The organism is Aquamicrobium lusatiense, assembly GCF_014201615.1.
Classification (GTDB): Bacteria; Pseudomonadota; Alphaproteobacteria; order Rhizobiales; family Rhizobiaceae; genus Mesorhizobium; species Mesorhizobium lusatiense.
In genome coordinates this window covers 323,973-339,218 of the sequence record NZ_JACHEU010000003.1, presented here as the reverse complement: position 1 = coordinate 339,218, position 15,246 = coordinate 323,973, and the positions used below count along the sequence as shown (strand labels likewise).

At 65.6% G+C, this 15,246-nt stretch carries 10 protein-coding genes and 1 pseudogene; 6 read left to right on the top strand and 5 right to left on the bottom strand.

Annotated elements, in window-relative coordinates:
* Nucleotides 1-93, top strand: a pseudogene (locus tag HNR59_RS20820) (RES family NAD+ phosphorylase); the annotation flags it as partial.
* 61 nt (nucleotides 94-154) lie between these two features.
* Here the strand turns inward: HNR59_RS20820 and otsA are convergent.
* From otsA to otsB, 3 genes are read right to left on the bottom strand one after another with little or no spacing between them, the layout of a single operon-like run.
* Nucleotides 155-1,522: an alpha,alpha-trehalose-phosphate synthase (UDP-forming) gene (gene otsA / locus HNR59_RS17120; RefSeq protein WP_183832240.1), complete on the bottom strand. Its 1,368-nt coding sequence runs from the start codon at nucleotides 1,520-1,522 to the stop codon at nucleotides 155-157.
* Entirely contained in the window at nucleotides 1,519-3,330 is a 1,812-nt protein-coding gene (locus HNR59_RS17115; protein WP_183832239.1) for a glycoside hydrolase family 15 protein, read from the bottom strand. The genes otsA and HNR59_RS17115 overlap by 4 nt, the downstream gene beginning before the upstream one ends.
* Complete coding sequence (gene otsB, locus HNR59_RS17110) at nucleotides 3,327-4,079, bottom strand: trehalose-phosphatase (protein ID WP_246374783.1); 753 nt, start codon at nucleotides 4,077-4,079, stop codon at nucleotides 3,327-3,329. Before otsB ends, HNR59_RS17115 begins: the two co-directional genes overlap by 4 nt.
* Before the next feature lie 1,133 nt (nucleotides 4,080-5,212).
* Here otsB and HNR59_RS17105 point away from each other — a divergent pair.
* On the top strand, nucleotides 5,213-6,346 hold the full coding sequence (locus tag HNR59_RS17105) for a site-specific integrase (RefSeq protein ID WP_425488671.1): 1,134 nt from the start codon (nucleotides 5,213-5,215) through the stop codon (nucleotides 6,344-6,346).
* 581 nt (nucleotides 6,347-6,927) lie between these two features.
* Here the strand turns inward: HNR59_RS17105 and HNR59_RS17100 are convergent.
* Complete coding sequence (locus HNR59_RS17100; RefSeq protein WP_183832238.1) at nucleotides 6,928-7,830, bottom strand: LysR family transcriptional regulator; 903 nt, start codon at nucleotides 7,828-7,830, stop codon at nucleotides 6,928-6,930.
* Nucleotides 7,831-7,939: 109 nt separating this feature from the next.
* On the opposite strand from HNR59_RS17100, the gene hglS reads away from it, so the two are divergent.
* From hglS to HNR59_RS17080, 4 genes are read left to right on the top strand one after another with little or no spacing between them, the layout of a single operon-like run.
* A complete protein-coding gene (gene hglS / locus HNR59_RS17095) occupies nucleotides 7,940-9,343 on the top strand; it encodes a 2-oxoadipate dioxygenase/decarboxylase HglS (protein ID WP_183832237.1) in 1,404 nt (467 codons plus the stop codon).
* A gap of 8 nt (nucleotides 9,344-9,351) precedes the next feature.
* Nucleotides 9,352-10,770 (top strand): FAD-binding oxidoreductase, encoded by a 1,419-nt coding sequence (locus HNR59_RS17090; RefSeq protein ID WP_183832236.1) that lies wholly within the window; start codon nucleotides 9,352-9,354, stop codon nucleotides 10,768-10,770.
* Nucleotides 10,771-10,796: 26 nt separating this feature from the next.
* Nucleotides 10,797-12,317 (top strand): L-piperidine-6-carboxylate dehydrogenase, encoded by a 1,521-nt coding sequence (gene amaB / locus HNR59_RS17085; protein WP_183832235.1) that lies wholly within the window; start codon nucleotides 10,797-10,799, stop codon nucleotides 12,315-12,317.
* 6 nt (nucleotides 12,318-12,323) lie between these two features.
* Nucleotides 12,324-13,559, top strand: a complete 1,236-nt coding sequence (locus HNR59_RS17080) for a pyridoxal phosphate-dependent aminotransferase (RefSeq protein WP_183832234.1) — start codon at nucleotides 12,324-12,326, stop codon at nucleotides 13,557-13,559.
* Nucleotides 13,560-13,871: 312 nt separating this feature from the next.
* On the opposite strand, the gene repC is transcribed toward HNR59_RS17080, so the two are convergent.
* A complete protein-coding gene (gene repC, locus HNR59_RS17075; RefSeq protein WP_183832233.1) occupies nucleotides 13,872-15,176 on the bottom strand; it encodes a plasmid replication protein RepC in 1,305 nt (434 codons plus the stop codon).
* Between the last annotated feature and the right edge of the window lie 70 nt (nucleotides 15,177-15,246).

Sequence of the window (15,246 nt, the reverse complement as noted above, 5' to 3'; positions counted from 1 at the left end):
GATGACGACCTCAATCTGGTCCTCTGGCGCTGGGGCGACGCCGCACCCTGCCGGCTCACCCTGATCGACGACGAAGGCCGGCTGTCGCGGTAGGGGCATTTCCGGCAAAATGCGAAGCGGTTCAGCGTCCGCGATTGCGCAAACATCAGCCGGCTCAGCCCCGCAAGACGTCGAGGAAGTCCGAGCACCAGCGGGAAATGTCGTGTTCGCTCAGCTGCTGCATCATCGGCGTGAAGCGCGCGCGCCGCTCCTCCAGCGGCATCGAGAGTGCCTTGGCCAGAGCATTGCCGACCGCCTCGATGTCGTAGGGATTGACGAGGATTGCGCCATCAAGTTCCTGCGCGGCGCCGGCGAAGCGCGACAGCACCAGCACGCCGGGATCTTCCGGGTCCTGCGCGGCGACGAATTCCTTGGCCACGAGGTTCATGCCGTCCCTCAGCGGCGTGACCATGCCCACGCGCGCCACCCGGTAGAGCCCGGCAAGCACCTTCTGGTCGATGGCGCGGTTGACGTAGCGGATCGGCACCCAGTCGAGCCGCCCGATCGCGCCGTTCACCCGCCCCGCGCTTTCGGCGACCTCGCGCTGCATGGCGGCATAGCCCGGTACCTCAGTGCGCGATTTCGGCGTCACCTGCAGCATGGTGGTGCGGCCGTGCCAAGCCGGATTGGCGGCGAGGAATTTTTCGTAGCCGTCGATGCGGTGGGTCAGGCCCTTCGAATAGTCGAGGCGGTCGACGCCGATGATCAGGTCGCGCCCTTCGAGGCTGTCGGCGAAGCGGCGCACGGCGGCCGTGCGCACGGCCCGGCGCGCCAGTTCGGCGAATTCGCGCGTGGCGATGCTGATCGGAAAGGTGCCGGCGCGGAAGCGGCGGCCATAGGCCTCCATCCAGCCATCGCCGGCATCGCCGCCGATGCCCTCGCGCTCCAGCCCGGACGCGAAATTTGTCGCGTCGTGCTTCGTCTGGAAGCCCACCACGTCATAGGCGGTCAGCCCTCCGATGATCGCCTCGTGAACGGGCAGCGTGAGGAACACGTCGGGCGACGGCCATGGAATGTGCATGAAAAAGCCCATGCGGTTTTCCACGCCGAGCCGGCGCAGCTCCGAGGCCAGCGGGATCAGGTGGTAGTCATGCACCCAGATGATGTCGTCCGGCCGGATCAGCGGCCGCAGCCGTTCCGCGAAGAAGCGGTTGACGCGGAAATAGCCGGCCATATCCTTGCGGGCATAGTCGGTGAGGTCGAGCCTGTAATGGCACAGCGGCCACAGCACGCTGTTGGCGAAGCCCGCATAATATTCGGACAGGTCGCGCCGCGACAGGTCCGAAAGCGCGAAGGTGATGCCGCCCCGATCCTCCACATGCAGCGGGCCGGGCTCCTTCGATCCGCTCGACTTGCCCGACCAGCCCATCCAGATGCCGCCGCGCTTTTCGAGCGCGGCCTTGAGCGCGACGGCCAGCCCGCCCGGAGGCGGGCCCTTGCCGATGTCGGGCACGCGGTTCGATACGACGATCAGCCGGCTCACAATACATCCTCCCAGCGGCGCGACAGGTGCATCGCCGCATTGATCAGGCCCACCATGGAATAGGTCTGCGGGAAGTTGCCCCACAGTTCACCGCTCTCGACATGCAGCCCTTCCGAGAGAAGGCCGAGATGGTTCCTGTGCTTCAGCACGTCGGCGAAGATGGCGCGCGCGTCCTCCTTGCGGCCGACGCGCGTCAGCGCATCGATCAGCCAGAAGGTGCAGGCGGTGAATGCCGTTTCCGGCTCGCCGAAATCGTCCGGGGCGCGATAGCGGTAGAGATGGTTGCCGAAGCGCAGATGCGCCTCGCAGGCGGCGAGCGTGGACAGAAAGCGCGGGTCCTGCGCCGGCAGGAAACCGATCTCCGGCATCAGCAGCAGGCTGGCGTCGAGGTCGGCGCCGCCGAAGGAGGAGACGAAGCTCTTCATGCCCTCGTTCCAGGCGCGCTCCAGTATGCCGGCGCGGATGATGTCGGCGCGCTGGCACCAGTGCGCAGCGCGGCTGTCGAGGCCAAGCTTCACGGCGATGCGCGCCAGGCGGTCGCAGGCCGCCCAGCACATCATGGCGGAATGAGTGTGGACGCCGTTGCGGGTGCGGAACTCCCAGATGCCGGCGTCCGACTGGTCCCAGCGCGCGAAGGCCTGATCGCCGAGCGGCTCCAGCCGGCCGAACAGCGCCTCGCCGCCCATCACCGGCAGGCGCTCGTCGAAGAAGCACTGCATGATCGACAGGATCACCGAGCCGTAACCGTCGTTCTGCACCTGCGTATAGGCCGCATTGCCGCTGCGCACCGGGCCGTAGCCGCGATAGCCGGGCAGGTCGCCCACGATCCTCTCGTCGAGAAGACGCTCCAGACCGAGGCCGAAAAGCGGCTGCAGATAGCCGTCGGGCGAGTCGGCGGCGATGTTCGACACATAGCCGAGATAGTCCTCCATCGTCTTCGTTGCCCCCAGAAGGTTGAGTGCCTTGACGGTGAAGTAGGAGTCGCGCAGCCAGCAGAAGCGGTAGTCCCATGTGCGCCCGCTCTGGCCGTACTCGGGGATGGAGGTGGTCAGCGCGGCGACGATGCCGCCAGTCTCCTCATGCGAGCACAGCTTGAGGGTGATGGCGGAGCGGATCACCACGTCCTGAAAGTCGATCGGCAGCGACAGATAGCGCACCCATTCGCGCCAGTAGTTCTCCGTTTCCTCCAGAAAGGCGCGGGCGGTATGCAGGGGCGCCTGCGTCAGCCGCTCGTCCGGGCCGAGGATGAAGGCGCAGGGCCGGTCGAGCAGAAACGGCGTTCGGCGCTCGACGAACTCCACCGGCGCGTCGGTGGTCATCCGCAGCACCTGCCCGCCGAGCAGGAAGCGGATATGATTGGTGCCGCGCGTCGTTTCCGGCTCCTGCGCGCCGTAGCCGTGGCGCGGGCGCAGGTCCACCTGAATGCGCGGCGCGCCCTCCACCGGCTCGACCAGCCGCACGATCGTCTGCGGGCGGAAGATGCGGCCGTTCGCCTTGAAGCGCGGCGCGAAATCGGTGATGCGCAGCCGGTTGCCGTCATGGTCGGTCAGCACCGTTTCCAGAATGGCCGTGTTGCGCAGATAGCGCTGCTCGCTTGTGGCCACGTTCCTCAGGCTTATCGACCAGCGCCCGCCATCGCCGGGGGGCTTGTCCGGCCCCTCCCCCAGCAGGCTGCAGAAGACGGGATCGCCATCCATGCGCGGCGCGCACATCCATACGATGGAACCGTTGCGGTCGATGAGCGCGGCGCTGCTCGAATTGCCGATCACCCCGAGATCGAGGGAGGGCGCAAACAGAGGCTGGTTCATGCCGATATCCTCGCAAGCCAGTCGCGGACGTCCGAGGGTGCGCGCACGCGACCCCGCGCGAGACTTTGCCTGCCGTCGAGGCCCACCCGCACGGACAGGCCGTCCAGCCGGTTGGCGGCGGCGAACATCGCCTCGTCGGTCACGTCGTCGCCGACGGCCACGGGCCGGCGGCCGCGAAAGGGAGTTTCACTCATGAAGAAAACCAGCGCATCGCCCTTGTCGCGCCCGCGGGGGCGCAGCTCGACGACCTGCTTTCCCTCCTGAAGCTCCCATCCATCCACGACGGGACCGGCGATGGCTTCCATCAGCTCGCGCACCTGCGCTTCCCGCTCCGGGGCAAGGCGATAATGGGCGGCGATCGCAGCGCCCTTGTCCTCGAAGACGACGCCGGGCATGTCGGCCGTCTGCCGACGCAGATGCCGGCGTGCAAGCTCGAAAGCTTCGGTTGTCGCGATGGTCGCGGTGCGCCCGTCCGCGCCGCGCCATTCGGCGCCATGCAGCCCGCTGACCGCCGTTGCGGGAAGCCTAAAAAGCGCGTCGACGGTGCCGATCGACCTGCCGGTGATCAGCGCCAGCGCCCCCTCCAGCCGCTCCGCCAGCCGCTTCAGGCTTTCGGGCAGGCCGGGAGGCACCACGACCGCTTCGGGCGTCTGCGCGATGTCGAGAAGCGTGCCGTCTATGTCCAGAAAGAGCGCGAGGCCAAAGGCATCTTCCGGAAGGGAGCAGGACGACCGGCCATGCCCGTGCAACGATAAGGTCTCATCATGCATGGCTTCAAGGATAGGCCCCGCGACGCGATCGGCAACCCCCGAGCCGGATTGATACGCCGAAGCCAAGCGCCGCGACCGTCATTGGCGGCGGTTCCACCTTGCACCAGCGGCACCACTTTCGGCCAGCAGGCGGCACCGGCCTGTCGGGGATCCGCGAAGGCGGCGTGGCTGCGTCGCCAGCGGCCGGCGTGAGGCACCTCACATAGCGCCAGCCCTATTCTCCACGCCCGCCAGCGCGACAAGCATCCCGAAGACCGGCCGGAAGGGCAGTTTGACCAATCCATTTCCACGCCTGCCGGCGCGGCAAGAACCGTCAGCTCATTTGCCGCGCCGGGGTGCCGATCCAAAACGCCCGGTGCGCCACCTTGGCCGTTCCGGCCCGCATCGTGCCTTTCCGGCATGCAGACCGCCGTCAGCACGGAGGGAAATGCTCGCTTTCATGGCCGCACCGGATTTCGAGGCGACAGACGCAAATTGCCACCCATCTCGCGATGGCGAGGTTCTGATGGCGGGCGCGAATCCGGCAGGCCGGCCTTTCTCCATCAGCAAGGTTTCAGGCAGACACCGGCCGTCGTGCAAACGGTTTCATGAGTTTATACCACTATAAACGCACAACACGTATTTTCCCTATGAAGCCCGATAATGTTGCCTTATCGTTCGTTGTGCTGCACAATGCCCAAACCGGCATTCCCGGCGGGCAAAAGCACGACAATGCGGGCTTGCCAGCCTCAGCGCGACGCAGGAAACAGTGTTGGCGGGACGGATTCGCCTTTTCGCCACGTCATGGAGTTCAAATCGCAATGCCTGACACCGATCTGCCCGACATCGTCGATCTGGTCCGCACCATGGGGTCCGGCGCGGAAAACGCGGCTGAAGAGGGCGCGGCCGCCGAACAGGAGCAGGATAGGGCGCGGAATGCTGCCGCAATGCACGACGACGACGCGGCAGACGGCGTTTCCGGGCAGCAGGCGAGCACGGCAGCAGAAAACCGGCAGCAGGAGCAGGCGGTCGACCATTCAGGGCAGGATCGGGCCCGTCTGGGTGGGGACAGCCCGAGTGGGAACAGTCTTGGTGGGGCGAGTCCGGGGCGCGCCGGTCTGGGTGGGGCCGGACTGGGTGAGACCGGTCCGGGTCATGCCGATTTGGAACATGATAGCCCCGATCAAGCCGGGCAGCAGCAGGCCGGCACAGCTTCCGTGCCGGAAACGCAGGGTGCCGGGGCCGCGCTGCCCGCGCATCTGCAAAACCTTGCCGAGCGGGCGCGTCATTATGTCGATGCCGCCGCCTCGCCCAATACGCGCCGGGCGTACGCCGCCGACTGGGCGCATTTTACCAGCTGGTGCCGGCGTCAGGGACTTGCCTCCATGCCGCCCGATCCGCAGATCGTCGGCCTCTACGTCACCGCCCTGGCCGCGGGAACCGCAGATGACGCGCCCGGCCGGCCGGCCAGACGCGCGGCGGCCAAAAAGCCGCATGCCGTTTCCACCATCGAGCGGCGCCTGTCGGCTCTGGCATGGAACTATTCGCAGCGCGGCCTGATCCTCGACCGCAAGGACCGCCACATCGCCACAGTCATGGCCGGCATCCGCAACCGCCACGCCGCCCCTCCCCGCCAGAAGGAAGCGATCCTGCCGGAGGATCTGATCGCCATGCTGGAAACGCTCGATCGCGGCACGCTGCGCGGCCTGCGCGACCGGGCCATGCTGCTGCTTGGCTTCGCGGGCGCCCTGCGCCGTTCCGAGATCGTCGGGCTCGACTGCGGCCGCGACCAGACCGAGGACGGGCGCGGCTGGATCGAGGTGCTGGACGGCGGACTGCTCATTACCCTGCGCGGCAAGACCGGCTGGCGCGAGGTCGAGATCGGACGCGGTTCCGCCGATGCCACCTGTCCCGTCGTTGCCCTGCAGACCTGGCTGAACCTCGCCCGCATCGCCCACGGCCCCCTGTTTCGCCGGGTCACCGGACAGGGCAGGAAGGTCGGCCCCGGCCGTCTCAACGATCAGGAGGTGGCCCGTCTGGTCAAGCGCGCCGCACTTGCCGCCGGGGTTCGCGGCGATCTCTCCGAAAAGGACCGCCCTGCCCTGTTCGCCGGACACTCCCTCAGAGCAGGCCTCGCCTCGTCGGCCGAGGCCGAAGAGCGGCATCTGCAAAAGCAGCTTGGCCACGCCTCCGCCGAGATGACCCGCAAATATCAGCGCCGCCGCGACCGTTTCCGCATCAACCTCACCAAGGCGGCGGGGCTTTAAGGCGGTTTCGGCAGAACTTCCTCGCCGTGTGCATCGGCAGTTGCACCGGAATTGGAAGCACCGGCCGCCATTTCGCAATCCCCGCACAGGCGCGGATGGTGTGGAGGGATTTGCAGACTGATGGTTCGCATCCCGCACGGGGATGCCGCTGACGTCAACGCAGGCGCAGACGAAACCACCTGCCTGAAAGCCCGGTCCTGCAATCAACGGGTTTCCCGCAGGCCCCTCCCCCAGCCGAAGGAGAAAACGCCCTCTTGTCGCGTCGCGACAGATATCCGGCTTCCCGGATACAAATGCCGTTCCCGGAAACCACGCGGAAAATTCTCGCGGCCAGCCGCAGGCACCCTTGTTCGGAAACAAGCCGGCACCCGATATGGCGGGCGAACTGCGGGCCATGGAGCGGCCCGTTCCTGGGGTGGCCCATGCAACGATGGCCGCGACAATCGCCGCCCATTTGGGCACGTTCTGCAGTCAGGCGGAATCGTCTGACGCGCATGAAGGCGGTCCGGAAAACAACTCCATAGCTGCGGCAACGCACGTCAGAGCGCCTGCTGCTCCATGTCGGAACCGGAAAAAACACTTCAGCTCAGCCCGCCGGCGACCTGCGTCAGCAGCCATTCCTGAAACAGCTGGCCCCATGTGCTGTTGCGCTTGCCGTCGGGCAGAACGACATAATAGCTGTTGTCGGTCGGCATCGGGGCGTCGTCCAAAAGCCGCAGCGTGCCGCTCGCAAGCTCGCCTTCGATCAGATATTTCGGCAGCAGCGCAACCCCCATGCCGGCCAGCGCGCCTTCGATGATCATGCTGAACTGGTCGAAGCGGCTGCCCCTGTAGGCCACCTCGTCGCTGAGCCCGTTGCGCTGGCACCATTCCGACCACAGTTTCGGGCGTGTGGCGAGGTGCAGGAGCGGCTGGCCGATGATATCGCCGACCTCGGCAAGGCCGGCCCTGCCGATCAGCGCCGGGCTCGCCACCGGATAGATCATTTCGCTGCACAGATAGGTGCAGCTCGCATGCGCCCAGATCGGCTGGCCGTAATGGATCGCCAGATCGAAACTTTCCGCGGTGAGGTCGAAGGGCTGCGAGCGCGAGGCCACGTCCACGATCACGCCGGGGTTCCTGTCCATGAAATCGGGCAGGCGCGGCATCAGCCAGCGGCTTCCGAAGGTCGGCAGGGTGGCGACCGTCAGCACCTTTCCGGCCGATGCTGCTCTGGCGCGCAGCATCATGTGCTCGGCCTGCTGCAGCAGCTGGCGCACTTCCGGCTGCAACTGGTGGCCCGCCGCCGTCAGCACCACCCGCTTGCGGATCCGCTCGAACAGGGCAACGCCGAGCTGGTCTTCCAGCAGCTTGATCTGCCGGCTCACGGCGCTCTGCGTCAGGCTCAGCTCCGCCGCCGCCTTGGTGAAATTTCCATGGCGGGCGGCGGCCTCGAACGACTGCAGCACGATCAGGTCCGGCATCAGTGTACGGCTGGCGTTCATTCCGCTATCGCATCAAAACAGTTCGAACAGTCATTGGAACGGTTGGTTCGGCTGCAATATGATCTGAAAACTGCATGATTGATAGTCTCAGCCTGGATTTTGCACCGCCATGAACGCGCATCTGGTCTCCCCCGACGACATCCGCTCCGCCTTCTCCGCAGCCATGTCGGCCATGTATCGCGACGAGGTGCCCGCCTATGGCACGCTGATGACGCTGGTGGGAAAGGTCAATGAGGAGACGCTCGGCAACGATCCGCAGCTGAAACAGCGGCTGACGGCGACGGATTCTCTGGAGCGCATTTCCGAGGAGCGCCATGGTGCGATCCGTCTCGGCACTCGCCATGAGCTTGCCATGATGCGCCGCGCCTTCGCGGTCATGGGCATGGTTCCGGTCGGCTATTACGATCTGTCGACGGCCGGCGTTCCGGTGCACTCCACCGCCTTTCGTCCGGTCGGGGACGCCAGCCTGAAGCGCAATCCCTTCCGCGTTTTCACCTCGCTGCTGCGGCTCGATCTCATCGCCGACGAGACGCTGCGCACTGAAGCGGCGAAGGTTCTGTCCGGCCGCAACATCTTCACCGAAGGCGCGGTGGCGCTGATCGAAAAGGCCGAGCGCAATGGCGGGCTCGGCCGCGAGGACGCTGCGCGTTTCGTCGCGGAAGTGCTGGAAACCTTCCGCTGGCACGACAAGGCCATCGTCGATGCCGGCATGTACAGGCGCCTGCATGACGCCCATCGGCTGATCGCCGACGTGGTCTCGTTCCGTGGCCCGCACATCAACCACCTCACCCCGCGCACGCTCGACATCGACCGGGTTCAGAAGCTGATGCCCGAGCATGGCATCGCGCCGAAAGCCGTGGTGGAAGGCCCCCCTACCCGCGCCTGCCCGATCCTGCTGCGCCAGACCTCGTTCAAGGCGCTCGAAGAGGCGGTTTCCTTCAGGGGCGCGGATGGGACATGGCAGGCCGGTTCCCACACCGCCCGTTTCGGCGAGATCGAGCAGCGCGGCGTGGCGCTGACGCCAAAGGGCCGCGCGCTCTACGACAAGCTGCTGAACGACACCCGCGCCCGGGTTCGTCCGGCCGCCGATGGCTCCAACGCGGCCGAGTATGAGGCAGCGCTCGCCGATGTGTTCACGGCTTTCCCCGACGACTGGAACGGCATCCGCGCGGCGGGGCTCGGCTATTTCCGCTACAGCCTGACCGAAAGCGGCAAGGCCGCCGCCGCGGGCGCCACCATGGGGGTCGATCTGGAAACGGCGATCGCGCAAGGCCTGATGCAGTTCGACCCCATCGTCTACGAGGATTTCCTGCCCGTCAGCGCGGCCGGCATTTTCCAGTCCAATCTGGGTGACGATGCCGCGCAGGAGTTTACCGCCAGCCCCAACCAGATCATGTTCGAGCGCGATCTCGGCGCTTCCGTGCTGGACGAATTCGCCCATTATGCTGAAATCGAGCGGGCTTCCATCGAGAACTGCCTTGCCGTGGTCACTCTGGCGCAGGCGGCGGAATAAGGCTTTTCATGATCAGTGAAGATCATATCGGCGCACTGCGGAAGATTCTTGGGCCAAAGGGGCTTCTGAGCGGTTGCGATGACATGTCGGCTTATGAGACCGGGGCGCGCTACGATCACGGGCGCGCCGCTTTCGTTGCCCGCCCCGCCACCACGCAGGAGGTTTCGGCGGTCGTTTCCCATTGCGTGCGCCATGGTCTGCCGCTGGTTGCGCAATCGGGCAATACCGGCCTCGTTTCCGGCTCGACGCCGGACGGCACCGGCACGCAGGGCATTCTCAGCCTCGACCGGCTGACCGGCATCTGCGAGCTGGACCGGGTGAACCGCACCGTTCATGCCGGCGCGGGCCTTCGTCTCTCCGATCTCAACGGCAGGCTGGAAGACGAAGGCCTGTTCTTTCCCATTGATCTGGGCGCCGATCCGCGTCTCGGTGGCATGATCGCCACCAACACCGGCGGCTCTCGCTTCCTGCGCTACGGCGATGTGCGCCGCAACACGCTGGGCCTCAAGGTGGTGCTGGCCGATGAACGGGGCACGGTGCTCGATCTGTGCAGCGGCCTGCGCAAGAACAACACCGGCATCGACTGGAAGCAGCTTTTCATCGGCACCTCCGGCAGCTTCGGCGTGATCACCGAATGCGTGCTGAATGTGGAGCCCCTGCCGCGCCAGTCGGCGACCGCGCTGCTGGTTCCCTCATCGCCCGCCCATGTTCCGGCCCTGCTGCTGGCCATGGAGGATGCGCTGGGCGACGGCCTTTCCGCTTTCGAGGGCATGTCGGGCCATGCGGTCGCTGCCGCGCTCGACCATGTGCCGTCGCTGCGCAATCCGTTTCAGGCCGGCGTCGTGCCCGATTTCGTCATCTTGGCCGAAATCTCGCGCACCAATGCGCCGCGCGAGGGCGAACAGGGACTGCAATCGGTGCTTGAGGATGTGCTGGGCCTGATCTGGGAAGGCGAAGACGGCTTGCTGGAAGACGCTTTCGTCGGCCCCACTCATGAAATGTGGGCGCTTCGCCACGCGCTTTCCGAAGGCGTGCGCCACGCGGGGCGGTTGATAGCCTTCGATCTGTCGTTCCGGCGCGGTGACGTGATGCGCTTCCTCGCCTATATGAAGCAGGAACTGCCGCAGCACTATACCGGCATCACCATCTGCGATTTCGGCCATATCGGCGATGGCGGCGTGCATTTCAATCTGGTGGTGGCAAAGGACGATCCGCGCCTTGCCGACCCCGCTTTCGAGCCGGCGCTGCGGGAATTCGTGTTCCGCGTCGCCGTGGAGGAGTTTGACGGCAGTTTCAGCGCCGAACACGCTGTTGGCCGCAAGAACCAGGCGGTTTACGACCGCTATACGCCGGCCGGGGTGCGCAGGCTTGCCGCCGCGCTCAAGGCCAACATTTCGCCGGGTCCCCTCGGGGCCGCAATTTTCTGACCAGTCACGACAACGGAGATCGCATCATGACAGTCGACGTCAAACAGGAAACCGCAACCATTCTCGACAAGCTGGGCGTTGCCCGCGCGGCATGGGAAGGCGGCAACATGGTTTCCTTCAGCCCGGTCAGCGGCGAGCAGATCGGCGCGCTGAAAACCGTTTCGGCAGCAGAGGCCGCAACCGCCATCGATGCCGCGCATGAAGCCTTCAGGGCATGGCGTCTGGTGCCGGCTCCGCGCCGCGGCGAGCTGGTGCGTCTTCTGGGTGAAGAACTGCGCGCCGCCAAGGCCGATCTCGGCCGTCTCGTCTCCATCGAGGCCGGCAAGATCACCTCCGAAGGCCTCGGCGAAGTGCAGGAAATGATCGACATCTGCGATTTCGCCGTTGGTCTGTCGCGCCAGCTCTACGGCCTGACCATCGCCACCGAGCGTCCCGGCCACCGCATGATGGAAACATGGCACCCGCTGGGCGTCGTCGGCATCATCTCGGCCTTCAACTTCCCCGTTGCCGTGTGGTCGTGGAATGCGGCCCTTGCGCTGGTCGCCGGCGACTCCATCGTCTGGAAGCCTTCCGAAAAGACACCGCTGACCGCACTTGCCTGTCAGGCGATCCTTGAGCGCGCGATGGCCCGCTTCGGCGATGCCCCCGCCAATCTCAGCACCGTGCTGATCGGCGACCGCACCATCGGCGAAGCGCTGGTCGACAATGCAAAAGTGGCGCTTGTTTCGGCCACCGGCTCGACCCGCATGGGCCGTGAAGTGGGTCCGCGCCTTGCCAAGCGTTTCGCCCGCTCGATCCTCGAACTCGGCGGCAACAATGCCGGCATCGTCTGCCCCTCGGCCGATCTCGACATGGCGCTGCGCGCCATTGCCTTCGGCGCCATGGGCACCGCCGGCCAGCGCTGCACCACGCTGCGCCGCCTGTTCGTCCATGAAAGCGTCTATGACCAGCTCGTTCCGCGCCTGAAGAAGGCCTACACCAGCGTTTCCGTCGGCAATCCGCTGGAAACCTCGGCCCTCGTCGGCCCGCTGGTCGACAAGCAGGCCTTTGAGGCCATGGAAAAGGCGCTGGCGGCGGCCAAGGCCGAGGGCGGCACCGTGACCGGCGGCGAACGCGTTCGCGAAGCCGGCAAGGACACCGCCTATTACGTGAAGCCCGCAATCGTCGAAATGCCGAAGCAGGCCGGCCCGGTTCTGGAAGAAACCTTCGTGCCGATCCTCTACGTCATGAAATATTCCGACTTCGACGCCGTTCTGGCTGATCACAACGCGGTTGCTGCCGGCCTGTCCTCGTCGATCTTCACGCTCAACGTGCAGGAAGCCGAGCGCTTCCTTGGTGCCGATGGCTCCGACTGCGGCATCGCCAACGTCAATATCGGCACCTCCGGCGCTGAAATCGGCGGCGCGTTCGGCGGCGAGAAGGAAACCGGCGGCGGACGCGAAAGCGGTTCCGACGCCTGGAAGGCCTACATGCGCCGCGCCACCAACACGGTGAACTACTCCAAGGCCCTGCCGCTGGCGCAGGGCGTGTCCTTCGACATCGAGTAAGCCACCATGAACGCAAGGTCTGACATTGGGGAGGCGGGCTTCCGGCCCGCCTCGCGGATCGCCTCGGTCGGCGTTTCCAAAATCCTGCAGATCGGCGCCCGCGCCGCTGCCATGAAGCGAGAAGGCCTGCCCGTCATCATCCTCGGCGCCGGCGAGCCCGATTTCGACACGCCAGATAACGTCAAGCAGGCCGCGAAAGCGGCCATAGACCGCGGCGACACGAAATATACCGGCCTCGACGGCACGCCGGAGCTGAAAAAGGCCGTGGCGGAGAAATTCCGCCGCGAAAACGGCGTCGATTACGCGCTCGACGAGGTGACTGTCGCCACCGGCGCCAAGCAGATCCTGTTCAACGCCTTCATGGCCACCATCGATGCCGGCGACGAGGTGATCATCCCGACACCGTACTGGACCTCCTATTCCGACATCGTGGAGATCTGCGGCGGCGTGCCGGTGCTGATCCCCTGCGACGAGGAAAACGGGTTCCGGCTGCGGGCTGACCAGCTCGAACAGGCCATTACCGCCAAAACCCGCTGGGTGCTGCTCAATTCACCGTCGAACCCCTCGGGCGCGGCATACAGCGAAGCGGACTATCGCCCGCTGCTCGATGTGCTGCTGAAGCACCGCCATGTCTGGCTGATGGTCGACGACATGTATGAGCACATCGTCTATGACGGTTTTCGTTTCGTCACGCCGGCGGCACTTGAACCGCGCCTGAAGGACCGCACGCTCACCATCAACGGCGTGTCCAAGGCCTATGCCATGACCGGCTGGCGCATCGGCTATGCCGGCGGCCCCAAAACCCTGATCAAGGCCATGGCCGTGATCCAGAGCCAGGCGACCTCCTGCCCCTCTTCCATCGGGCAGGCTGCGGCGGTCGAGGCGCTGAACGGGCCGCAGGATTTTCTGACCGGCCGGCAGGAAAGCTTCCGCAAGCGTCGCGACATGGTCGTCGCCAGGCTGAACGCCATCGACGGGCTCACCTGCCGCACGCCCGAAGGCGCATTCTACACCTTCGCCAGCTGCGCCGGCGTCCTCGGCAAGCGCACGCCGGCCGGGAAAGCGATCGAAACCGACGCCGACTTCACCGACTACCTGCTGGAACAGGCGCATGTGGCGGTGGTGCCGGGCTCGGCCTTCGGCCTTTCGCCCTATTTCCGCATTTCCTACGCCACTGGCGAACAGGAATTGATCACTGCCCTGCAGCGCATCGCGGAAGCCTGCGCAAAGCTGACCGCCTAACGCGACAGCGGAGCCTGCAAGGGCTCTCCCCCCGACCAACCTTCCCAAAAGGGGCCGTGCATGACGTGCGGCCCTTTTTTTCGGTCTGCGACAGACGATGGCCCTGAAAACGCCCGCCTTGCCGGAGAACCTGCACGGGAAACAGACGTGAGCCACGTTCCAACAGTTCCTTTTCGCCCTTTCCCGCATGAACCTGCTCCTGCATCGGCCCGAGGGCTCTCCCGGAGGACAAAATCCGGGCAAACCTCCGCATGATAGCTATCCTGCCTGCCCAACCGCACCCGGATCGGCCTTTCGGGCAGTTGCCAGCTGTCAATCCGGCCCAACGGCGGCCTTCTCCCCTGCCCTTTCCAGAGCTGTGAGCATCGGCAGCAGCGAGAAGCGTCCGCTTTCGGCGCGTTCGGTCAGCGCCCGCAGGTAGCCTCCCGGCGAGCGGATCGCTTCGGATCGCTCCAGAATGGCCGCAATGACCACGGCAGCGGTCAGTTTGCCCATGGCCGCGCACGCCTTGTTCCAGGCATCGGGCGAAATGCCAAGCATGGAGCGCACCAGTTGCGCCGTCGCCAGCACATCCCCCCAGTCTCCGATGCCGTCACGGGCATAGCTGGCCAGCGTCGGGCAGGTTTTCAGCAGATAATCGAGCGGGACCGGCTGGCTCTTGGTTTCAGGCGCCCAGCCCGCCTCCGATAGCCCTCCTGCTCCCTCTTCCCGCCAGACCTCGCCGTCAGGCAGATGCTCGTGGTCTGGCTCAGTTTTCGGCTTCAGCTCTTTTTCTGAGCGATATTCAAATGGATGATCTATATTTGAATTCTGATATTGCCGCTCAAAACCGGCGTCAGTGCCGCTCATATTTTGATTGTCGAGAGCATTCAGATAGGCCGTTTCCACCTCGGCCCGAAGCCTGACCAGAGCATCGCGTCGTTCCTCCAGGACATGGCTGGAGACGTTGCGGCCAAGGCGACGGCACAAAGGCATCAGATCCATGGCAAAGCGCTCCCACTGGCTGCCCAACTGGCCACCCGCGCCTTCTTCCCGGCCCGCCTCGATGATCTTGGCAACATCGCGCTGGTGAATGGTGATCTCGCCGCGCAGGCGCCTGCACAGCCGCTCATGGGCCCGTGCCGCTTCCGCGGCCTCGTGGATGGCGGGGGCAGCCAGCGCCAGCGGCGACAGATCGAAGCCGAAGGCGCTTTCCACCTCGCCATAGCCGTCACGGCGGCAATAGCGCTTTCCATTGGGACTGTCGCGGCGCAGGATCAGCCCCGCCTCGACAAGCGCCGCCAGATGACGGCGCAGCGTCGCATCGGCCATTCCCCGGCTGCGCAGCGAAAGCTCCGCATTGGAGGGAAAGACGATGACCGGCTGCGAACCGTCCAGCTCGCGCTCGGGATGGAAGCTCAGCAGCGCATCCAGCACCACGATGGTGCGATCGGACAGGCCGAACGCGGCGCGCGCCTCGGTCAGCGCCCGGATGAGCTGCCACTTTTCGGTACGGCCGGTATCGTTGCCGCCTTCATTCAACTCAGCCCTGCGCCGGTCCACCGCCTCGCGATGCCGGAATTGGGCCGCACTTATCCGAGCGCCGCCGAAAGGCGTCGTCGCAAAACGCTCCGTCATGAGAATCACCTCATCTCCGAGGCATAAAAACACCCGGCCAGGACGCACCACGGCTTGACAATAATGTGCG